The sequence below is a fragment of the Thalassospira sp. B30-1 genome (genome assembly GCF_015767575.1).
GTDB lineage: Bacteria > Pseudomonadota > Alphaproteobacteria > Rhodospirillales > Thalassospiraceae > Thalassospira > Thalassospira xiamenensis.
Map to the genome: position 1 here is coordinate 295,628 of NZ_CP065232.1, position 20,649 is coordinate 316,276.

At 55.6% G+C, this 20,649-nt stretch carries 20 protein-coding genes; 4 read left to right on the forward strand and 16 right to left on the reverse strand.

The annotated features are described in order from the left end of the window. Nucleotides 1-12: 12 nt before the first annotated feature. The 6 genes from IT971_RS01370 to IT971_RS01395 all read right to left on the reverse strand — a co-directional run bounded on the left by IT971_RS01370 (nt 13) and on the right by IT971_RS01395 (nt 6,576). Nucleotides 13-1,020, reverse strand: a complete 1,008-nt coding sequence (locus IT971_RS01370; protein WP_063093670.1) for an ABC transporter ATP-binding protein — start codon at nt 1,018-1,020, stop codon at nt 13-15. Between the two features lie 39 nt (nt 1,021-1,059). Then, the gene (locus tag IT971_RS01375) at nt 1,060-1,890 is read right to left on the reverse strand and encodes a carbohydrate ABC transporter permease (RefSeq protein ID WP_063093671.1); all 831 of its coding nucleotides are present in this window, start codon (nt 1,888-1,890) and stop codon (nt 1,060-1,062) included. 10 nt (nt 1,891-1,900) lie between these two features. Further along, complete coding sequence (locus IT971_RS01380) at nt 1,901-2,773, reverse strand: carbohydrate ABC transporter permease (protein WP_007089146.1); 873 nt, start codon at nt 2,771-2,773, stop codon at nt 1,901-1,903. A gap of 148 nt (nt 2,774-2,921) precedes the next feature. Beyond that, nucleotides 2,922-4,235, reverse strand: a complete 1,314-nt coding sequence (locus IT971_RS01385; RefSeq protein WP_007089145.1) for a sugar ABC transporter substrate-binding protein — start codon at nt 4,233-4,235, stop codon at nt 2,922-2,924. Nucleotides 4,236-4,430: 195 nt separating this feature from the next. Beyond that, complete coding sequence (locus IT971_RS01390; protein WP_063093672.1) at nt 4,431-5,384, reverse strand: sugar-binding transcriptional regulator; 954 nt, start codon at nt 5,382-5,384, stop codon at nt 4,431-4,433. A gap of 172 nt (nt 5,385-5,556) precedes the next feature. Then, nucleotides 5,557-6,576, reverse strand: coding sequence for an aspartate-semialdehyde dehydrogenase (locus IT971_RS01395; protein WP_037990495.1), 1,020 nt, complete (start codon nt 6,574-6,576; stop codon nt 5,557-5,559). 419 nt (nt 6,577-6,995) lie between these two features. Between IT971_RS01395 and IT971_RS01400 the strand changes: the two genes are divergently transcribed. From IT971_RS01400 to sigJ, 4 genes are all read left to right on the forward strand, one after another. Then, nucleotides 6,996-8,231 (forward strand): cyclopropane-fatty-acyl-phospholipid synthase family protein, encoded by a 1,236-nt coding sequence (locus tag IT971_RS01400; protein ID WP_223304973.1) that lies wholly within the window; start codon nt 6,996-6,998, stop codon nt 8,229-8,231. A gap of 146 nt (nt 8,232-8,377) precedes the next feature. After that, complete coding sequence (locus IT971_RS01405) at nt 8,378-8,803, forward strand: hypothetical protein (RefSeq protein ID WP_063093675.1); 426 nt, start codon at nt 8,378-8,380, stop codon at nt 8,801-8,803. Between the two features lie 106 nt (nt 8,804-8,909). Continuing rightward, entirely contained in the window at nt 8,910-9,347 is a 438-nt protein-coding gene (locus IT971_RS01410) for a carboxymuconolactone decarboxylase family protein (RefSeq protein WP_231885398.1), read from the forward strand. Between the two features lie 52 nt (nt 9,348-9,399). After that, on the forward strand, nt 9,400-10,350 hold the full coding sequence (sigJ, locus tag IT971_RS01415; protein ID WP_063093678.1) for an RNA polymerase sigma factor SigJ: 951 nt from the start codon (nt 9,400-9,402) through the stop codon (nt 10,348-10,350). A gap of 50 nt (nt 10,351-10,400) precedes the next feature. On the opposite strand, the gene IT971_RS01420 is transcribed toward sigJ, so the two are convergent. The 10 genes from IT971_RS01420 to ffh form a co-directional block, all read right to left on the reverse strand. Beyond that, nucleotides 10,401-12,440 (reverse strand): hypothetical protein, encoded by a 2,040-nt coding sequence (locus tag IT971_RS01420; RefSeq protein WP_063093679.1) that lies wholly within the window; start codon nt 12,438-12,440, stop codon nt 10,401-10,403. 158 nt (nt 12,441-12,598) lie between these two features. Beyond that, complete coding sequence (gene leuB / locus IT971_RS01425; RefSeq protein ID WP_007089131.1) at nt 12,599-13,702, reverse strand: 3-isopropylmalate dehydrogenase; 1,104 nt, start codon at nt 13,700-13,702, stop codon at nt 12,599-12,601. A gap of 89 nt (nt 13,703-13,791) precedes the next feature. Next, nucleotides 13,792-14,403 (reverse strand): 3-isopropylmalate dehydratase small subunit, encoded by a 612-nt coding sequence (gene leuD / locus IT971_RS01430; RefSeq protein WP_007089130.1) that lies wholly within the window; start codon nt 14,401-14,403, stop codon nt 13,792-13,794. Between the two features lie 5 nt (nt 14,404-14,408). Then, entirely contained in the window at nt 14,409-14,597 is a 189-nt protein-coding gene (locus IT971_RS01435; protein ID WP_007089129.1) for a hypothetical protein, read from the reverse strand. Nucleotides 14,598-14,608: 11 nt separating this feature from the next. Next, the gene (gene leuC / locus IT971_RS01440) at nt 14,609-16,015 is read right to left on the reverse strand and encodes a 3-isopropylmalate dehydratase large subunit (RefSeq protein WP_007089128.1); all 1,407 of its coding nucleotides are present in this window, start codon (nt 16,013-16,015) and stop codon (nt 14,609-14,611) included. 580 nt (nt 16,016-16,595) lie between these two features. Further along, on the reverse strand, nt 16,596-17,000 hold the full coding sequence (rplS, locus tag IT971_RS01445) for a 50S ribosomal protein L19 (RefSeq protein WP_007089127.1): 405 nt from the start codon (nt 16,998-17,000) through the stop codon (nt 16,596-16,598). Nucleotides 17,001-17,003: 3 nt separating this feature from the next. Beyond that, a complete protein-coding gene (gene trmD / locus IT971_RS01450; RefSeq protein WP_007089126.1) occupies nt 17,004-17,720 on the reverse strand; it encodes a tRNA (guanosine(37)-N1)-methyltransferase TrmD in 717 nt (238 codons plus the stop codon). 3 nt (nt 17,721-17,723) lie between these two features. Then, on the reverse strand, nt 17,724-18,398 hold the full coding sequence (rimM, locus tag IT971_RS01455; RefSeq protein WP_062951619.1) for a ribosome maturation factor RimM: 675 nt from the start codon (nt 18,396-18,398) through the stop codon (nt 17,724-17,726). A gap of 45 nt (nt 18,399-18,443) precedes the next feature. After that, the gene (gene rpsP, locus IT971_RS01460; RefSeq protein ID WP_063093682.1) at nt 18,444-18,848 is read right to left on the reverse strand and encodes a 30S ribosomal protein S16; all 405 of its coding nucleotides are present in this window, start codon (nt 18,846-18,848) and stop codon (nt 18,444-18,446) included. 126 nt (nt 18,849-18,974) lie between these two features. After that, nucleotides 18,975-20,459, reverse strand: coding sequence for a signal recognition particle protein (ffh, locus tag IT971_RS01465; RefSeq protein ID WP_037990688.1), 1,485 nt, complete (start codon nt 20,457-20,459; stop codon nt 18,975-18,977). Nucleotides 20,460-20,649: the final 190 nt, after the last annotated feature.

The window sequence follows — 20,649 nt, forward strand, 5'->3', positions numbered from 1 at the left end:
TTTTTGAAAGTCTCAGGGGTTTCCAAGAGCGATACCGTTCGCATCAAAACGATGGATGCGGTCCTGTTCCGGGGTCAGCCAGATCTTGTCATGTTCGCCCAGCGGGACTTCGCCGGTTGCGCGCACCGTCATCGGGCCAAAGCCGTCGGCATTGACGTGCAGATAGGTTTCGGCACCAAGATGTTCGGCAATCTTGACGGTTGCGGGAAGATCGCCGCTTTCGGTACTGACGGCGACATGTTCGGGGCGAATGCCGACTTCGTGGCAGTCATATTTTCGGGCGTAGTCGCCACCGAGGAAGTTCATTTTCGGCGACCCGATAAAGCCCGCGACAAACTTGTTGGTGGGATTGTTATACAGTTCCATCGGTTTGCCGACCTGTTCGACCCGGCCGGCCTGCAACACGACGATCTTGTCGGCCATGGTCATGGCTTCGACCTGATCATGGGTCACATAGATCATCGTGGTTTTCAGTTCCTGATGAAGGCCGGTGATTTCAAGGCGCATATTGACGCGAAGGGCGGCATCAAGGTTTGACAACGGTTCGTCAAACAGGAAGGCCGCCGGGTTACGCACAATCGCACGACCGATTGCGACACGCTGGCGCTGCCCCCCGGAAAGCGCGCCGGGGCGGCGTTCCAGATAATCGGTCAGGTTAAGGATTTTGGCCGCGTTCTGAACTTTTTCTTCAATCACGGCCTTGCTTTCCCCGGCCATTTTCAGGCCAAAGGCGATGTTGTTATAGACCGTCATATGCGGATAAAGCGCATATGACTGAAACACCATCGAAAGACCGCGTTTTGCCGGTGCCTCGTTGGCGACGTCGGTACCGTTGATCAGGATTTTGCCATCAGTGACGTCTTCAAGACCGGCGATCAGGCGCAGCAAAGTGGATTTGCCACAGCCTGACGGGCCGACAAAGACAACAAATTCACCATCATTGATATCAAGGTCCACACCCGGAATAACATCCAGCGTTCCGAAGGTTTTCTTGACTTTTTCCAGTCGGATAGCACCCATTTCGGTGTTCCTTCTTGTTGAATTTCGATCAGGCGGCGGTTACTTGACCGCGCCAAATGTCAGGCCACGAACAAGCTGTTTCTGCGAGAACCAGCCGATGATAAGGATCGGTGCAACCGCCATCGTCGATGCGGCTGAAAGCTTTGCCCAGAACAGCCCTTCGGGGCTGGAATAGGAGGCGATGAAAGCGGTCAGCGGGGCAGCATCGGCGGTGGTCAGGTTCAGGGTCCAGAAAGCTTCGTTCCAGGCCAGGATGATGTTGAGCAGCATGGTCGATGCGATGCCCGGAACCGCCATTGGCAACAGCACAAAGATGATTTCCTTGGGCAAAGTGGCCCCATCCATGCGGGCGGCTTCAAGGATGTCGGCCGGGATTTCCTTGAAATAGGTGTAAAGCATCCAGACCATGATCGGCAGGTTCATCAGGAACAGAACCATGATCAGACCGAACCGGGTATCGAGCAGGCCCCAGTCGCGAAACACCAGATAGATCGGGACCAATACCCCGACTGGCGGCATCATCTTGGTCGACAGCATCCAAAGAAGCGCATCCTTGGTCCGTTTGGTCGGATTGAAGGCCATCGCCCATGCACAGGGCACGGCAAAAAGCAGACCCACCAGGGTAGAGCCAACCGACAGGATGACCGAATTCATGGCGAACCGGAAATAATCGGACCGTGCCTGTACTTCGGCGTAGTTTTCCAGCGTCCAGTCAAACGACATGAAGCTTGGCGGGATCGATACGGCTTCAAGCTCGGTCTTGAAGCTGGTCAGGACCATCCAGAAAATCGGGAAGAAAATCAGAAGTCCGACAATCCAGGCAAAGATCGAAAAACCGATATGGCCAAGGGCTGTTTGTTTGTTTTCCATCTCGTGTCCCCTACCTGTCCAGGTTCTTGCCAATGAGGCGGATCAGGAAGATCGCCACGATATTTGCCAGAACGACCGCAACGATACCGCCCGCCGATGCCCCGCCAATGTCGTATTGCAGCAGGGCCTGCGTATAGACGAGGAAGGCGATATTGGTGGTTGCAAGGCCGGGACCGCCGCCGGTTGTCACGAAAATCTCGGCAAACACGGTCAGCAGGAAGATCGTTTCGATCAGCACGACCACCGTGATCGCGCGGCTGAGATGGGGCAGCGTGATATAGAAGAAAATCGAAACCGGGCCGGCACCATCCATCTGGGCGGCTTCCTTCTGATCGCGGTCAAGCGATTGAAGGGCAGTCAGCAGGATCAGCACGGCAAAAGGCAGCCATTGCCACGATACCATGATGATGATGGCCGTTAGCGGGGCTTCGGAAAACCAGTCGATTGACTGGAAGCCAAGCGAATTGGCAATCCAGGCAAACATGCCCGACACCGGATGCATCAGAAGGTTTTTCCAAACCAGCGCATTCACGGTCGGCATGATGAAGAAGGGGGCAATCACCAGCAGGCGCAGGATGCCACGGCCGAAAATCGGCTGATCCAGCATCAGGCCCAGCAGAACACCGCCGACCACCGTGATCACAAGTACCGATCCGACGAGCAGAAGCGTATTCGCCAGCGACGCAAAGAAGGCCGGGTCGGTCAGGAAGAATTCATAGTTCAGCGTACCAACCCATTCTTCCATACCGGGCGAAAGAAGGTTGTAACGCAGGAACGAAAAATAAATTGTCATGCCCAACGGCACGATCATCCACAAAAACAAGGCGATGATCGACGGTGCAGACATAATGCGCCCGGTCAGGGTAGAGGACCGTGTCGACATGATGTGCTCCCTGTTTGAAGTCCCTGTTGCCTCGATCCGGATGGAAAGAGGGTGGCGGTCAGAAGTGCCGCCACCCCAAGTTCATCAGGTCAAGGAGGCACAGGCCAGAATTCATTGCACTAGGTGCGGCATCCTGGCCCGTCATGCATCAGTAGTAACCAGCCTTGCGCATGGTGCGGTCGGTGCTTGACTGTGCGGATGCAAGTGCATCTTCAACAGTCGAGGAACCGGCCAATGCGGCAGAGAACTGCTGGCCTACCGTGGTGCCGATACCCTGGAATTCAGGGATCGCGGCAAACTGAACACCGACATAGGGCTTCGGCTTCATGGTCGAATTGATCGGATCGGCACTGTCGATGGCGAGAAGGGTTTCGTCAGCGAACGGTGCGGCTTCCAGATATTTCGGGTTTTCGTACAGGGACATACGGGTACCCGGCGGAACGTTGGCCCAGCCTTCTTTGGAGGCTACGAGTTCCAGATAGTCTTTGGAGGTTGCCCAGGCGATGAATTTCTGGGCGGCTTCGACTTTCTGGGAGCCGGTCGGAATGCCAAGGTTCCATGCCCAGAGCCAGTTTGCACCAGTGCAGGTTTCGGCACAGGGGGCTTCGGTGAAGCCGACCTTGTCGGCAACGGTCGATTCTTTGGGGTTGCTGACAAAGGACGCTGCAACGGTTGCATCGATCCACATGCCGCATTTGCCCGAGTTGAACAGCGAAAGGTTTTCGTTGAAGCCGTTCGACGTTGCCCCCGGAGGACCATATTTGCCGAGGATTTCGACATACATGTCGAGGGCGTTTTTCCATTCGGCACTGTCGAAGGTCGGGTTCCAGTTCTCGTCAAACAGGCGCGCGCCATAGGCATTGCCCATGGTGGTGATCAGCGCCATGTTTTCGCCCCAGCCAGCCTTGCCGCGCAGGCAGATGCCATAAACACCGTTATCCGGATCATGGAGCTTTTTGGCAATGTCGAGCGTCTGGTCCCAGGTCAGGCGACCATTGATGGTGATGCCTGCTTTTTCAAACAGATCGGTGCGGTACATCATCATCGAGCTTTCGGCATAGAAAGGTGCCGCATAAAGCTTGCCATCGTTGCTTACGGCGGAACGGATGGCGGGCATGATGTCATCGGTATCGTAATCGGCACCAAGGTTATCGAGCGGTGCCAGCCAGCCCTTTTCCGCCCAGATCGGAACCTCGTAGGTGCCAATCGTCATGATGTCATACTGACCGCCCTTGGTGGCGATGTCGGTGGTGACACGCTGACGCAGGGTGTTTTCTTCGAGCGTAACCCATTCAAGGGAAATGTCGGGGTTTTTGGAGGTGAAGTCATCCGTCAGCTTCTGCATGCGGATCATGTCACCGTTGTTCACGGTAGCAATGGTAAGTTTTGTTTCGGCATTGGCGGAGAATGCGACACCGCCTGCCAACAGCGCGCAAAGCGCTGCTCCCGTTACGCGTTTCATAGTTCCTCCCAAAGGACTGTGTACCCGATGGGCAAATTATCTTGCCCGTTTGATCATTTGTTCAGGTAATGAGCATTCACTCAATTTAAGGATGCCTTGTCAAACGAAATCGTTTTTGCGCTGCAACAAGAAAACCCCGCCAAAAGCTTTGGCGGGGTTGATTTCTGTATTGATTCAAAACGTGTTTTGCGGTGCCTAGCTTTGCAGCAAAGCTTCGGCGGTGGCTTCGTCGGTGATCAGTGTGGTGATCAGTTTGCCGCGCATTGCCCCGCGAATCGCGGCGACCTTTTTGGCCCCCTTGGCGACAGCAATCGTGTTTTGCGCGGGAATATGGATTGGCGCACTGGTGACGCGGTGATTGACATCGTGATCAAGGATCGCGCCGTTTTCATCAAATGACCAGCTGACGACTTCGCCGATACCGCCGTTTTTTTGCAGGGATTGCAATTCATCCCTGCTGATGAAGCCATCGATATAAAGCGGTGCATCGGCGCCAAGATCACCCACCCCGACAAAACGCACATCGGCCTTGGCGGCAAGATGCATGATATTGTCCATCGGCGGCTGTTGCTGCATCTGGGCGCGCACCTCGGCACTTTCGACAATTACCGGGATCGGCAATGGATAGTGAGGCGCGCGCGTGCGATCCGCCAGATCGGTGACCGCATCATAGAAACTTGCAGCCCCGTCATGGGCAATGGTCCCGACAAGGGATACGATCTTGTGATGGCGGGCATCGACGCGTTGAACTTCATCGACCATGCCGCGCATCGCACGCCCGGTGCCAATCGCAATGATCTTGGGATCGGGGGATTGCAGAACGCGTTCAAGATAGGTCGCGGCCGTCTGCGCCATGCCAAACATGGCATCGGGGGCGGCGGGATCGGTCGGCACCACTTCGCAGTTGGCTAGGCCAAATTGCTCGCACAGCGATGCAGCCAGTTCCATGCAGCGCGCAATCGGATGATCAAGGCGGACTTTGACCAGACCTTCGCTAATGGCGGCCGATACCAGACGCTGTGCGGTCGGACGCGAAACGCCAAGTTTGGTGGCGATTTCGTCCTGGGTGTTGCCGGCGCAATAATAAAGCCAACCCGCGCGGGCGGCTTCGTCAAGCCTTGCAGCTTCTTTGCGTGTTCGTTTTACCATCCCTGTCCTCGATTTATTTTTCTTTATGGATCGCAGCGCTGATGGCGGGAGCGCCGGTTAATCGATATAAATTCCCTATCGTTTTTTTGCGGTTCTGACCAGCGGGAATGATCCGGGCAAAAAGAAACCCGCCGATCCCGGCGGGTTTCAAAGACGTTTATTAGGGGCGCGATTATTTCTTTGGCAGATATTCCGCAACCAGCATTTCGGCGATCTGAACCGCGTTAAGGGCGGCCCCTTTGCGCAGGTTGTCGCCAACACACCAAAGCGAAAGCCCGTTTTCAACCGTCGGGTCCTTACGCACGCGCGAAACGAAAACATTGTCTTCGCCCTGGACTTCCTGCGGCGTGACATATCCCTCGTCCTGGCGATAATCCACCACGGAAACGCCGGGGAAAGCTTTCATTGCCTTGCGGGCTTCTTCGACGGTGACCGGCTGTTCGAATTCGATATTGATGGCTTCGGCATGACCGACAAAGACCGGCACCCGCACGCAGGTCGCATGGACCGCGATATCCGGATCAAGGATCTTGCGGGTTTCGGCGGTCATTTTCCACTCTTCGCGGGTAGCACCATCATCCATGAATTCGTCGATATGCGGGATGACGTTAAAGGCGATCTGTTTGGTGAACTGTTCTTTGACCGGCAGATCGTTGACGTAAATGCCTTTGGTCTGATTGAACAGTTCATCCATCGCCAACCGACCGGCACCGGAAACCGACTGATAGGTTGCAACGACAACGCGTTTGATCGGTTGCAGGTCATGCAGGGGTTTAAGCGCCATGACCATCTGAATGGTCGAGCAGTTCGGATTGGCGATGATGTTTTTCTTGGCGTAACCGGCCAGCGCGGCACCATTTACCTCTGGCACGACCAGCGGTACACCGGGCTCCATCCGCCAGTAGCTGGAATTGTCGATGACAACGCAACCCGCAGCAGCAGCCTTGGGCGCAAGCGTTTTGGCCGTTGTGCCACCGGCAGAGAACAGCGCGATATCGACCTTGGAAAAATCGAAGGTTGCGGCATCTACGACCTTGATTTCCTTGTCACCGTAATCCAGTTCGCGGCCAACCGAACGCGAGGAGGCGAGTGCGAAAATTTCATCGGCCGGAAATTGGCGTTCTTCAAGCGTATTGAGCATCTCGCGCCCGACATTTCCGGTCGCGCCGACAACGGCGATTTTATAGCCCATCAGGAGCCTCTTTCAGTCTTTCTGGCATTGCTTATACGCGTTGCCCCTCTTTGGTATGGGGCGTCGTGATTTGCATATGCCTGTGGATAATCGTCTGTACAGTATGGGGCGAGATGTAAGGTTTTATCGAGTACCACGCAAGGAGTTCGTTGGCTTTTACCTCTTGAGATTGCAAAAAATTCTGGCAGAATTACCCACGGGGTTCGAGTACCGAACCCTAAATCAGAATCGTTCGGCCCCGGCTTTGAGTTTTCTGTTTTCAATGTCTGTGGGTAAGTTGCCTGCGACTGTGCTGTTTCCGCATTTCCTTTTTCGAACGATTGACCAGACGATCCTGATTTAGGGTCCGGTGCTTATGTGAAATCCGGAAACGGGTTTTATGTGGGGCGATGGCATTTCCGGCTTAAAAAGGACGGCAGATGACGTACCCGATGACATTGGACTGGACACAGAAAAAGGTTCTCGATTTTTTCCGGGAACATGTCACGCGCGGAACACTGGTATTCCGGGCGGACGATAGACACGAGATTGTTCTGGGGGATGGCAGCGATCCCAGGGCAACAATGACTGTACCGAACTGGACCGACACATTGAAAATGGCGCTAAGTCCCGACCCGGGATTTGGCGAGTCTTATATGCGTGGCGGTTTTGAAGTGATATCGGGCGAGATGGAAGACCTGATCAGGGTCTTGCGGCTTAATTTCGAAGGCGGCCATTCAGCAAACGGATTTGGCCTGTTTATCGAAAAGCTGCAATCGCTTAAATTCCAGATCGCGCAATTTACCTCGGTCAAGGCCGCGTCCCGGCGCGTGCGCCATCATTATGATATCGGCAATGACCTTTATACCCGTTTCCTTGATCCGGAAATGCAGTATTCCTGCGCCTTCTGGGACGATGGTGCCCAGACGCTGGAAGAGGCGCAGAACCGCAAAATGACTTTGACCACCCAGCGGCTGAAGATTGACCAGCCGGGCCTTCGGGTGGTTGATGTCGGGTGCGGCTGGGGCGGGTTGAGCCGCTTTATCCGGCGGACCACCGGGGCCGAGGTGCACGGGATTACGCTTTCGACCGAGCAATATAACTGGGCGCTGGAACGCAAAGAGGAACTGCCCGATAACTTCCACGAAGGTCTTGGATATCATCTTCTGGATTACCGGCTGTTTGCCGATGCGAATGAAGGGAAATACGACCGGGTTGTTTCGGTTGGCATGTTTGAACATGTCGGGCGGCCACAGTTCAAAACCTATTTCGAGAAGGTCGGCAAATTGCTGAAAGCCGGGGGGCGGGCGGTGATCCATACGATCATCAAGCCGCGCCCGGAATTCACATCGCCGTGGATTGATCGCTATATTTTCCCCGGTGGTTATATTCCGGCGGTGCATGAAGTGATCGAGGCCGCGGAAAACGCCGACCTTAAAGTCGAAGCATCGCATTTCCATGCCGGACTGAACTATGCCCGAACTTTGGTTGCGTGGCGCGACCGGTTCCGCGAGATTGCCGATCAGCTTGACCCGGAAAAATACGACACCGAATTCAAACGGATGTGGGAGTTTTATCTGGCGGGCTGCATCAATGCCTTTGACGAGCGTGAAGGCGGTGGCGGGATGCGGGTCGGGCAGTTTGTTTTCACCAAACCCGGTTATCGTTTTACGTAAAAACGCATCGGTCGGGCTGTCGTTTTGCGGCAGTCCGACCCATATAGCATTATTAACGGGCCAAAGAGCCCGGACAGCGTGAACCGTGAAACAACCGGCACGGTGTAGAACGCGACCAACCGGTTGTTCCTTCGGGAGGAAACAACATGCAGAACATGACACACCGGGAAACCCCGGGCGCACGTGCATATTCCACCCAGATCACCCATCGTACCGGCCCCCATATCGGCCGCGTTGAGGACTATGTCCGGGCGCTTCGATCCATTGATATGTCAAGTTGCGAACGCGACATGCTGCGCGCCCATGCCAAGGCACCGGGGCGCGAAATTACCGGTAATCAACTGGCAAATACGATTGGTCATTTCGGGTCCCGGATCGGGAACAGGAAATACGGCAAACTGGCGCAAAAAATCGCCCTCGCGGCCGAATTGCCGATGTGCAAATCCGATGTCAGCGATTATCTGGCGGCGGTCTTTACGCTGGCAGATGGTGAACAGCAAAATAGCGAAGACTGGCATTGGGTCATGCATGACGAGGTGGTCGAGGCGCTTAAAAAGGCGCGGATCGTATAGTTTTTTGCGGGCGACCAAAGTTTTGTCCATGTGTGTAACACGGGGCTAAGCTGTCTCGTCCTGATTGCAAAGGGGGATTTTCCCCGGTTTGCAACAAGGACGAAACATGATGAGCCGTTTTGACTTTCCGAAATCCAGCCCTAAACTTTTCGAAGCTATGCTTGGACTGGCTGGCAAGCTTGACGACAACCCGAGAATCCCGCGTGCTTTGCGCGATCTGGTGGAATGCCGGGTGTCGCAGATCAATGGATGTTCGCATTGCCTGCGGATGCATGCCAAAAGCCATGCCGATCACGGTGGGGACGCCATCAAGGTAACCATGCTGGCGGTCTGGCGCGCGGCCAAGGGATATGACGAGGCCGAACGTGCCGCACTTGATTGGGCCGAATGCCTGACCGAAGCGGTTGATCAGGACCGCATTTCGCAAAGCTATCGCAATCTTGTCGATCATTTCGAAGCAGACGCCATTTCCGAACTGACCTGCATCATTTCAACGATGAATGCATGGAACCGTCTTGGTATTGCGCAGCATGAGCTTGCCTGATCGCAAACCCCCATCCAATAGGCTCTTTGCTTCAACGGACCTATCGGGCAGGATGACCACCCAATCGGCGATACGGGCCTGTCCCGTATCGCTTCATGTGTTTGACGGGGATCGCATGGCGGATCAGGTTTTCGAAACCCATCGCGGGCGGCTGCATGCCCTTGCCTATCGCATGCTGGGCAGCCATGCCGATGCCGAAGATGCCGTGCAGGATGTCTGGTTACGCTGGCGGGCGGCGGCAAAGGATGACATCCGCGATGCGACCGGCTGGCTGGTGCGGGTCTGCAGCAATATCTGCCTTGATGTTCTGAAATCGGCACGTCGCAGGCGTGAACATTATGTTGGGCAATGGTTGCCCGAACCCTGGGTGCCGCCAGTTTTTCCTGAAGCGGAAAACAACCTGATCGAACGGGATGGCCTGGGGCAGGCCTATGTCATGATGCTGGAACGGTTGGGGCCGGTTGAACGGGTGGCACTTGTTCTGCATGACGTTTTTGACTGGTCACACGAAGATATCGCCCCGGTGATCGAGCGGACCGAAAACAATACCCGCCAGATCCTGTTTCGCGCACGCCGCAAGGTGAACCGCGAAGACGACCGTGATCCAACCCCCGTTCCAGACAGCGAGACCGCAAACAGGGAACAGGTCACAGCCTTTGTCGATGCCCTGATCCACGGTGATCTGAACGCGTTGATCGGGCAACTGGCCCCGAACGTGATCATGCATTCCGATGGCGGAGGCAAGGCAAGTGCGGCGGTTAATCCGATATTCGGTGCAGATAAGGTTGCGCGGTTCTTTGTCGGTATCTGGCGCAAGAATCCGGTGTACGACATTGAATTCACGGCCGTTGACGGGCGGGAATACTGGGTGCTTGTGCGTGAAGGCGACCGGGTGGCGACCGCCATCAGTATGGCCATGCACCAAAACGCAATAACGGATGTTTTCATCCACCGAAACCCGGACAAACTGGCGCGTTTCGATGAGCTTGGATCGCGAACATGAAAACGGGCCGGATCATCACGATCCGGCCCGTTATTTTTATTCTGCGGCTGTCATTGGCCGTTGGCGGTGATACGAAGGCCCAGCATTTGCGCCCCCATCTGCGGGAACATCAGGCCACCGGCCGCCATGCCCATCGCAACCGGTTCCTGCGGTGCCAGTTCGATCAGCAGGTGGCGCGGATCATCAACCCATGCCAGCAATTCGCCGAACGCATCATAAAGCGTTGCGTCATCGGCAAATTGTTCCTGCGCCTGCATCAGGTTCATGGTGACCAGCATTTTCATGTCTTCGGCGGTGTTGCCATTAAGCAGAGAGGCAACGCCCAGGGCAAAAGGCAACATTTTCTCACCTGAAATTTCAAGGCGTGCACCGCGGAAGGCCGCGTCGACCGTCAGGGCCTGTTCGAGTGCCGCGTCATCGCCGATCCGGGTTTTCAGAAGACGGGTCATGACGTCATCGTTGATCCCGGTGACCGTGACCGAAAGGCCGATCTGGCCGATATCGCGCAGGGCAACCTTGTCGATGCTGTAAACAAAATCGCCAGCCGTCTCATCCCAGATAATGCTGTTGGAGACATCCAGCACAAGATCATCGAAGCTGTTGATACCAAGGTAGATTGCGGTATCGTTGCCACCGGTAATGCTGTCATCAAGGGTGGCATGCAGCCCTTCGAGGGTGCTGTTGTTGATTTTGACAAATGTCAGTGCGCTGTTTTCAGGGGTGAAAGGCTTTTCAAGGGTGCTTTTGAAGCTGTCGAGCCGGATTTCGACCTTTTCACCGTCCGGCGCGCCCGAGAATGAGAGGCCATTTATGGAAAACGCACCGTAAAGCGCCTGACTGAGCGGCAGGTTCATCTGACCCAGTGTGAAATCTTCGAACTGGTCGATATGTTGACCAACCATTTCATCGGCAACGTCGTAAATTTCGCCAAAGCCGGTGATTGCCATTAAATCCAGATCGGTGACGGAAAGTCCGTCCAGACCGAAATTGGCGGGGCCGTCCGGGGTTTTCTGTGTGATGTGGCTTCCGGTGATGTCGATCCCGGCAAGCCTGCCATCACGCATGTCGCGCAATGTGACATTATCGAGCGCGATTTCGACTTCCTCGTCGGAAATTACCGGATTTTTGACGATGATTGTCTGGAAGGAGGTGTTTTCGACCATCTTCCTGGCGTCCGCCATGCTGAGCCTTGTATCAAGATCAATCATGTCACCCGTCAGATCGACGCGGAAATCAGCAAGCGAGATTTCTCCAATGGCAAGCCTGGCAGGATTGTCTGGCTGCTGCATCGACAGACCGGTCAGCGTGCCGGATTTGATCACCCGGGATTCCAGACCCGACAGGGCAATTGCATCAACCGACATTTCCAGGCCTGCGTCATCGGCAAACGACAAGGTGGTGGCCGCAATATCGTCACAGATGGCGAAATCGCGGGCAATGTCGGGATCGAAACTGGCGATCAGATCGGCCGGTCCGGCACAGCCGGCAAAGGACATATTGTCGATGCTGCTGGTGATTTTTGTTTCCTGATCATCCATTTTCCAACCGGTAATGTTCAGGGCATCGATATTGGCCGAACCGGCATTTTCCGCCAGCAGGTGATCAATATTGATGCGGCGGATGTCGCCATCCGAAATGGTCAGGTTTTGCAGATCAGCACGACCGGTGGTGATGTCGAAATTGCGCGAAGCCAGGTCCATCGCAAGATCGCCAAGTTCCGCCTTCGGGGTGGTGATGCCATAGGCATCATGGGCAATTGCCAGTTCTTCGAGATCGGCCTGACCGGCAATGCCGTTGCCAAACGGGTTTGCCCCGATCAGGGTCAGCCAGTTGACCTGATTGAGATGCATTGATCCGATGGTGTAGGTCACACCGTTAGGATCGATCAGTTTGACGTTCCTGGCGGCCAATGTGCGGCCCAGAAGCGACATTTCGAAATCGGAAAATTCACCGCGAAGGTCTGAGTCCGGGCTGCTGAGGATCGTGCGGAACCGGTTTTCGAGATAGGCCGGTGCCTTGTAGTGAAGACCGGCACCCGCGGCGGCCAGAACGGCAAGGCCACCGACAAGAAGAACTGTTTTTTTGCTCATGTTATCCAGCTTTTATTATGTTTCTGCACGTATGGGATGCAGACAGTAGTTGCCTGGGCAACATCTTTGTTGTCGCGCAACAAGTCAAGGAAACGTGCTTATGGCAAAGGCCGGATCATTGACCCGGCCTTTGTTTTTTTGAAGCGTGATCGGAAAGATCAGGCGATCTTGTCGAGTTCGTTGATCAGGGATTCGCCCATGACGGTGGTCGAAACCTTTGCCATGCCCGGCTGCATGATATCAGCGGTGCGAAGCCCGCCTTTCAGAACGTTCTGAACGGCGGTTTCGATCATGGTCGCATCATCGCCCATGTCGAACGAATAACGCAGCATCATGGCAAACGACAGGATGGTTGCCAGCGGGTTTGCGATGTCCTGACCGGCGATGTCCGGGGCGGAGCCGTGCACCGGCTCGTAAAGCGCCTTGCGGGCACCGCTTGCATCGGCAGCACCCAGCGATGCGGACGGCAGCATGCCAAGCGATCCGGTCAGCATGGCGGCACAATCGGAAAGGATGTCGCCAAACATGTTGGTGGTGACCATCACGTCGAACTGTTTCGGGTTACGGACCAACTGCATGGATGCGTTATCGACATACATGTGGCTGACCTCGACTTCCGGGAAGTCCTTGGCAACGCGTTCAACAACTTCGCGCCACAGAACGGTCGATTCCAGAACGTTGGCCTTATCGACCGAACACAGGCGTTTGTTGCGTTTCATGGCCATGTCAAAGGCGACACGGGCAATACGTTCAACTTCCGGCTCGGAATAAACCAGCGTGTTGAAGCCAAAACGCACACCGTCGCGTTCTTCGATGCCGCGCGGCTGACCGAAATAGATGCCGCCGGTCAATTCGCGCAGGATCATGATATCCAGACCCTTGACGATGTCTTCCTTCAGCGTCGAGGCACCTACAAGCGCATCAAACACAAGGGCCGGACGGAGGTTGGCAAACAGGCCCATTTCCTTGCGGATTTTAAGCAACCCGCGTTCCGGTTTGATATCGAAGGGAAGGTTGTCCCATTTCGGGCCACCGACAGCACCAAGCAGAACCGCATCGGCCGCCATGGCATCGGCAAGCGTTTCGTCGGTCAGCGGGTTGTTATGCGCATCAATTGATGCGCCGCCGATCAGACCTTCGGTGATTTCGAAATTGACGTTACGCTTTTTGGCCATCCAGTCCATGACGCGCTGAACCTGGCGCATGACTTCGGGGCCAATGCCGTCGCCGGGCAGCATCAGAACTTTTTTGGTGGTGCTCATCAAACAATCCTTCCCAGATATTATCGGGGTCGTTCACCCCGTATCGACAAAAAGGGCGGCAGACCGGTCTGGACTGCCGCCACTTTGAATTACAGCGACAGCCAGGGCTGCGACGCAGCGCGCTTGGCTTCGAAATCGTTGATCGCGTCGCCCTTCTGCAGGGTCAGGCCAATGTCATCGAGGCCGTTCAACAGGCAATGTTTGCGGAACGGTTCGACATCAAACGTGATGCAACCGCCATCCGGACCATGGATTTCCTGTTTTTCAAGATCAATGGTGATGGTGGCGTTTTCGCCGCGTTCGGCATCATCCATCAGCTTGTCGACATCTTCCTGCGGCAGACGGATCGGCAGAATGCCGTTCTTGAAGCAGTTGTTATAGAAAATGTCGGCAAAGCTTGGCGCGATGATGCAGCGAATGCCGAAATCAAGCAGCGACCACGGCGCATGTTCGCGCGATGAACCACAGCCGAAGTTGTCACCTGATACGATGATCTTGGCATTGCGATAGGCCGGTTTGTTCAGAACGAAATCCGGGATTTCGTTGCCCTTGTCGTCATAGCGCATTTCATCAAACAGGTTCTTGCCAAGGCCCGAACGTTTGATGGTTTTCAGGAACTGTTTCGGGATGATCATGTCGGTATCGACATTGATCATCGGCAGCGGTGCTGCCACACCGGTGAGGGTCGTGAACTTATCCATTAATCTTATCCCTTGCTTCCAGTTTCCCAGGCAAGACCGAGGGCCTCGATCAGTTCCTCGGTTGCGTCGATATCCTTCGCTACGAATTCGGGCAGGTTGATCCCGGTCAGCTGCGGGAGCAGCTGTTCAAGGATCGGTGCCCGGCCGCAGCGCGCTGCGCCGTCACGGAAACTGATGAATGCTCGTTCTGCCATGGGTTTCTGCCTTAACCGAGTTTGCGGACGTCAGTCAGATGACCGGTGACTGCTGCGGCCACGGCCATCGCCGGGCTGAGCAGGTGGGTACGGCCACCACGGCCCTGACGGCCTTCGAAGTTACGGTTGGAGGTCGATGCGCAACGCTCGCCCGGCTCCAGTCGGTCCGGGTTCATCGCCAGACACATCGAGCAGCCCGGTTCACGCCATTCAAAACCGGCTTCGAGGAAAATCTCGTGCAGGCCTTCGGCCTCGGCCTGTTCCTTGACCAGACCGGAACCCGGAACGACCATGGCACTGACGTGATCGGCAACCTTGCGACCCTTGGCGATAACCGCCGCGGCGCGCAGGTCTTCGATACGACCATTGGTGCAGGAACCGATAAAGACGCGATCAATCCTGATGTCTTCGATATTGGTGCCAGCCGTCAGGCCCATATATTCGAGCGAACGGGCGATGGCTTTCTGTTTGCCGGGATCCTTGGCGTCGGACGGTGCCGGGACTTTGCCGTTAACCGGTACGACGTCTTCCGGGCTGGTGCCCCAGGTGACCTGCGGGATGATGTCGGCAGCATCGATTTCGACGATCTTGTCGTAATGCGCGCCTTCGTCAGACGGAAGGGTCTTCCAGTATTCGACAGCCTGTTCGAATGCGGCCCCTTTGGGTGCCATCGGGCGGCCCTTGATATATTCAAAGGTTTTTTCGTCCGGTGCGATCAGGCCTGCGCGTGCGCCGCCTTCGATCGACATGTTGCAGACGGTCATGCGGCCTTCCATGGATAGCGACCGAATGGCCGAACCAGCATATTCGATCACATAACCGGTGCCGCCAGCCGTGCCGATGCGTCCGATGATGGCAAGGGTGATGTCCTTGGCGGTAACGCCCGGATGCAGATCGCCTTCGACCTTGACCAGCATGTTTTTTGCCGGTTTCTGAACCAGCGTCTGGGTGGCCAGAACATGTTCGACTTCGGACGTGCCGATGCCGAATGCCAGGGTGCCGAATGCACCGTGGGTCGAGGTGTGCGAGTCGCCGCAGACCATGGTGACACCTGGCAGGGTGAAACCTTCTTCCGGGCCGACAATATGGACGATGCCCTGACGCAGGTCATTCATCGGGAAGTAATGGATACCGGTATCCTTGGCGTTCTGGTCAAGAGTGTTGACCTGAATACGGCTGTCTTCTTCCTTGATGCCTTCGGAACGGTCCGTGGTCGGAACGTTGTGATCCGGAACGGCAAGGGTCAGTTCCGGGTGGCGCACTTTGCGGCCGGCATTGCGAAGGCCTTCGAAAGCCTGCGGGCTGGTCACTTCATGAACGAGATGGCGGTCAATATAAATCAGGCAGGTACCATCATCCTGCGTATCGACCACGTGACTTTCCCAAATCTTGTCAAAAAGGGTTTTAGGCGCACCCATCTCGACCTCCTCTTAAAATCGATCTTTTATGCAGCGACGACCAGACAGTAGTGCCGGCAAAGGACATTAAACCGGGGATGTTTTTTACGACGGCAATCCTGGGATTGCGATGTCATGTGGCGCACGGCGTCGCCTGTTCCTCCGGGCATCCGGGTTTGTCCCGATATGCGAAATTTTATTATCCAGAACCGCACGGACTTGATCGTTTTTGCCGCGGGAGTGCCTTTATACACTCAAGCTTCCAAATCGCAAGCAACCCGGCGCGTGTTTTTTTACGCTACTGCATCTCAAAGTAGATTCAGGGAAAATTGAGCATCTTGAGGTAGCTAAAACTACCAGATTCCGGGGTGAGGCAGCCAAAGCAGGGATAGCTGATATAAAATAAAGTTATATGTTATTCGCAAGGTTTCTGCGCGTTACATTGATCAGGCATGAAAACCGGCGATTCGATATGATGCACGCATAAAGTGTATTTATCGGTTGTTTGTCGCTCAAAACCACAGGCAATGAAAACAGCCCAAAAGAAACGGGCCCACCCGAAGGTGAGCCCGCCAATCATTCCGACAATGCGGAACGCAGATTATTTCTTGCGTTCTGCAGCCGTCAGTTTGCCTTTGTGACCGGTGGTCTGTTCGGCGATACGCGCCGATTTACCGGTACGGCCACGCAGGTAGTAAAGTTTTGCGCGACGAACGTCACCGCGACGGACGACTTCGATTTTGTCGATCGCCGGGGAGTAGTTCTGGAAGATACGTTCGACACCTTCGCCCGATGCGATTTTACGCAGGGTGAAGGACGAGTTCAGGCCGCGGTTTTTCTTGGCGATGCAGACGCCTTCGAACTGCTGGATACGTTCGCGGGTACCTTCAACGACTTTCAGGTGAACACGGACGGTGTCGCCTGCGTCGAATTCCGGAACTTCGCGTTTTGCAGCGATTTTATCGAGCTGATCTTTTTCGATCTGCTGGATGATTGCGTTGGTCATGGTTTAACCCTCTTTGATGTGCCCGCGTGCGACATACTGATCCCAAAGGTCAGGACGCCGAGCACGGGTAATTTCTTCTGCCTGAGCATGCCGCCAGGCTTGTACCTTGGCATGATGTCCGGAAAGCAAGATCTCCGGCACGTCACGCCCGTTCCAATTGGCCGGGCGCGTGTAATGCGGATATTCAAGCAACCCGGTTTCAAAGCTTTCCTCGTCGACGGATTCGGTCTTGTTGACCACACCTTCGATAAGGCGAATGCACGATTCAATCAGGACCATGGCCGGCAGTTCGCCGCCCATGAGGATGTAGTCGCCAATGCTGATTTCTTCGACCTGATGTTCATCAAGTACGCGCTGGTCGATACCTTCGTAGCGACCACACAACAGGATGGCACCCGGTCCCGCTGCCAGTTCGCGGCAACGTTTCTGGTTCAGCATTTTCCCGCGCGGGCTGAGATAAATCAGCGGCAATTGCGGAGCTTCCGCACGCAATTCACGCAGGGTGGCGTCGACAATATCCGGGCGCATGACCATACCGGCCCCACCCCCGAAAGGATTGTCGTCAACAGTGCGGTGACGGTCGGTTGCATGATCACGGATGTCTTTGACATCCAGCGACCAGATCCCGTTTTCCAGTGCCCGTCCGGCCAGAGACTGACCGAGCGCGCCCGGGAACATTTCCGGGAACAGGGTTGCAACCTTGGCCTGCCACACAGACATCGATCAGGCCTCCTTTCCGCTGCCGGTCGCATTTTCTGCGCCTACTGCATCGGCAGTGACGGCATCAGAATCGCGGTCGGCCTGAGAGTCCTTGCGGGAGCTGCCCGGACGGCGGGTACGATTTCCCGGTCCTTCTTCTTCCTGCAAAAGCCCCTCGGGCGGATTTACCACCAGCTTGCGTTCCGAAAGCACCACATCGGGCACGACTTCCTTGGTAAACGGCAGGACGACGACTTTGCCACGGACTTCTTCCAGCGCGATTTCGATCACATCGCCCGCGCCAAAATCAGCCACACCCCGTACGGTCCCGAACAGCGAACCATCAACATGATGGGCTTTCAGGCCGACAAGATCGGCAAGATAGAATTCGTCTTCGTCTTCCGTTTCCGGCAGGGCCGTCCGCGGTACGTAAAGCTTGGTTCCCCGCAGCCGTTCGGCGGCGTCCCGGTCGTTCACACCATCGATCTTGGCGATCAGCTGGTCGCGAACATGTCCGACAGGAGACAGTTTGAATTTCGCCTGTCCCTTGGCGTCGAACAACGGGCCGTAACCGACAAGGTTATCCGGATCGACGGTATAGCTTTTGACGCGCACGGCACCACGCACCCCGTGCGGGGCGGTGATCATGCCGACGCAGACAAATGCATCGTCGGTTTTGGATTTGCGGGTATCAGCCATTTCGGTTCACAAATTTCCGGTATCTGATCAAAGCGTGCGAAAAGCTTATTCTTCGCTGGCAGCTTCTTCAGCAGGAGCCGCAGCAGCTTCGGCAGCTGCAGCAGCAGCGGCTTCGGCTTTTTCAGCTTTCTCACGAAGACGTTCCTGGGCTTTCGCTTTCGGAGCCGACTTCTTCGGCTGTTCGGTCGGTTTGAACGCGTCAGCCAGGCCAGCTTTGCCCAGGAAACGTGCAACACGATCGGTCGGCTGTGCGCCAACGCCCAGCCAATATTTGATGCGCTCTTCTTTGAAGGTCACGCGGTTGTCAGCATCCTTCGGGAGCATCGGATCATAGGTACCGACTTTCTCGATGAAGCTGCCGTCACGCGGGGCACGGGCATCTGCAACTACGATACGGTAGTACGGACGCTTTTTGGCACCGCCACGGGAAAGACGAATCTTGACAGCCATTCGGATAAGTTCCTTTCAGCTTGGGTTTGTAGTCTTCAAGTTACGATCCCGGAGGATCAATTTATTCCGGTTCAGGGAACCGGGGTGTTTGGTTCTTTCGAAAAATCTTGAGAACCGGGGGCTTGGCTATTTCTTTTTACCGAACCCCGGAAATCCCGGCGGCAAACCGCCGCCGCCCAATCCCGGGAACCCGGGCGGTAATCCGCCCCCGGCACCGGGAAATCCTTTTGGCAACTTGCTCATATCGGGCATGTCGCCGCCTTCGAGCATCGAGGGATCCATTTTCGGCATACCGCCAAACAGTCCCTTTTTGCCCATCTTGCCCATCTTTTTGATCATGGTGGACATGGTCTGATACTGTTTGAGCAGCTTGTTCACATCCTGAACCGAAAGACCGCAACCTGCGGCAATACGCTTTTTGCGCGATGCCTTGATCAGGGCCGGGTTTTCTCGTTCCTTGGGCGTCATCGACAGGATGATCGCCTCCTGATGGGTCAGAAGTTTGGGATCAAGCTTGGTCTGCGACATCTGTTTTTTCAGCGCGCCCATGCCCGGCAGCATCCCCATGATGCCGGAAAGATCACCCATTTTCTGAAGCTGCTTGAGCTGGGAAAGAAGATCGTTCAGGTCAAACTGACCCTTTGCGAGCTTCTTCGCCATTTTCTCGGCGTCTTCCTGCTTGATCGTTTCGGCAGCCTTTTCGACAAGGCTGACGACATCGCCCATCCCGAGGATGCGGTTGGCGATACGATCCGGATGGAAGGCTTCCATCTCGTCGATTTTTTCACCGGTACCGAGCATCTTGATCGGGCAGCCGGTGATCTGGCGCATCGACAGGGCCGCACCACCACGTGCATCACCGTCGATACGGGTCAGAACGATACCGGTGATGCCGACCTTGTCGGCGAATTCCTTGGCCACATTGACCGAGTCCTGACCGGTCATCGCATCGGTGACCAGAAGGGTCTCGGCCGGGTTGACCGCGTCACGGACCTGGGCGACTTCGCTCATCAGTTCCATATCGATATGCAGGCGCCCTGCGGTATCGAGGATGACGGCGTCATAGCCTTCCTTGCGGCCCATATCCATTGCGCGTTTTGCGATCGATACCGGCTTTTCGCCCATAATGATCGGCAGAACGTTCAGGCCGTTATTGTCGGCCAGAATTTTCAACTGCTGCTGGGCGGCCGGGCGATAGATATCAAGCGACGCCAGCAGGACTTTCTTGTTGCGCTTTTTGGTCAGATGCAGCGCGATCTTGGCCGAGCTCGTGGTTTTACCCGAACCCTGCAAACCGACCATCAGGATCGGAACCGGCGGGGTGGCCGCAAGGTTGATATCCTCGCCTTCACCCAGCATGTTTTTCAGTTCGTCATGAACGATCTTGACGACCATCTGGCCCGGTGTGACCGAACGCAGAACGTCCTGACCAACCGCACGCTCGGTTGCATTGGTGATGAATGATTTGACGACCGGCAGCGCCACGTCAGCCTCAAGCAGGGCGACGCGTACTTCGCGCATGGCTTCCTTGACGTCGGATTCTTTCAGCGCGCCACGTCTGCGCAGCTTATCAAGAACCCCGCCAAGGCGATCGCTTAGTCCTTCAAACATTCCAAATCCCGTCTGTGTTTCCGGTGTTTCCACCGTGTGCGCACAAAAAACTAAAACCCAGTGCTCGACAACTCGAGGACTGGGGGAGTCACCCCTTGGGCGACCTTTGTTGCGCAGGGTTTATGCGATAGGGGGGATAGAGTCAAGCGCAATCAGGCGCAAAAGCGCGATGTTCTGCGCTTTTGATGCC

What these genes read in the sequence shown, in the direction of transcription:
- IT971_RS01395 (WP_037990495.1), bottom strand. Translation starts at nt 6,576, where the DNA reads ATGGGCTATAAAATCGCCGTTGTCGGCGCGACCGGAAATGTCGGGCGC.
- IT971_RS01410 (WP_231885398.1), top strand. Translation starts at nt 8,910, where the DNA reads ATGATGAGCCGTTTTGACTTTCCGAAATCCAGCCCTAAACTTTTCGAA.
- rimM (WP_062951619.1), bottom strand. Translation starts at nt 18,398, where the DNA reads ATGGCTGATACCCGCAAATCCAAAACCGACGATGCATTTGTCTGCGTC.
- IT971_RS01405 (WP_063093675.1), top strand. Translation starts at nt 8,378, where the DNA reads ATGCAGAACATGACACACCGGGAAACCCCGGGCGCACGTGCATATTCC.
- IT971_RS01385 (WP_007089145.1), bottom strand. Translation starts at nt 4,235, where the DNA reads ATGAAACGCGTAACGGGAGCAGCGCTTTGCGCGCTGTTGGCAGGCGGT.
- rpsP (WP_063093682.1), bottom strand. Translation starts at nt 18,848, where the DNA reads ATGGCTGTCAAGATTCGTCTTTCCCGTGGCGGTGCCAAAAAGCGTCCG.
- sigJ (WP_063093678.1), top strand. Translation starts at nt 9,400, where the DNA reads ATGACCACCCAATCGGCGATACGGGCCTGTCCCGTATCGCTTCATGTG.
- IT971_RS01390 (WP_063093672.1), bottom strand. Translation starts at nt 5,384, where the DNA reads ATGGTAAAACGAACACGCAAAGAAGCTGCAAGGCTTGACGAAGCCGCC.
- trmD (WP_007089126.1), bottom strand. Translation starts at nt 17,720, where the DNA reads ATGTCTGTGTGGCAGGCCAAGGTTGCAACCCTGTTCCCGGAAATGTTC.
- IT971_RS01380 (WP_007089146.1), bottom strand. Translation starts at nt 2,773, where the DNA reads ATGTCGACACGGTCCTCTACCCTGACCGGGCGCATTATGTCTGCACCG.
- IT971_RS01420 (WP_063093679.1), bottom strand. Translation starts at nt 12,440, where the DNA reads ATGAGCAAAAAAACAGTTCTTCTTGTCGGTGGCCTTGCCGTTCTGGCC.
- IT971_RS01400 (WP_223304973.1), top strand. Translation starts at nt 6,996, where the DNA reads ATGACGTACCCGATGACATTGGACTGGACACAGAAAAAGGTTCTCGAT.
- leuC (WP_007089128.1), bottom strand. Translation starts at nt 16,015, where the DNA reads ATGGGTGCGCCTAAAACCCTTTTTGACAAGATTTGGGAAAGTCACGTG.
- rplS (WP_007089127.1), bottom strand. Translation starts at nt 17,000, where the DNA reads ATGACCAACGCAATCATCCAGCAGATCGAAAAAGATCAGCTCGATAAA.
- IT971_RS01375 (WP_063093671.1), bottom strand. Translation starts at nt 1,890, where the DNA reads ATGGAAAACAAACAAACAGCCCTTGGCCATATCGGTTTTTCGATCTTT.
- ffh (WP_037990688.1), bottom strand. Translation starts at nt 20,459, where the DNA reads ATGTTTGAAGGACTAAGCGATCGCCTTGGCGGGGTTCTTGATAAGCTG.
- IT971_RS01435 (WP_007089129.1), bottom strand. Translation starts at nt 14,597, where the DNA reads ATGGCAGAACGAGCATTCATCAGTTTCCGTGACGGCGCAGCGCGCTGC.
- leuB (WP_007089131.1), bottom strand. Translation starts at nt 13,702, where the DNA reads ATGAGCACCACCAAAAAAGTTCTGATGCTGCCCGGCGACGGCATTGGC.
- leuD (WP_007089130.1), bottom strand. Translation starts at nt 14,403, where the DNA reads ATGGATAAGTTCACGACCCTCACCGGTGTGGCAGCACCGCTGCCGATG.
- IT971_RS01370 (WP_063093670.1), bottom strand. Translation starts at nt 1,020, where the DNA reads ATGGGTGCTATCCGACTGGAAAAAGTCAAGAAAACCTTCGGAACGCTG.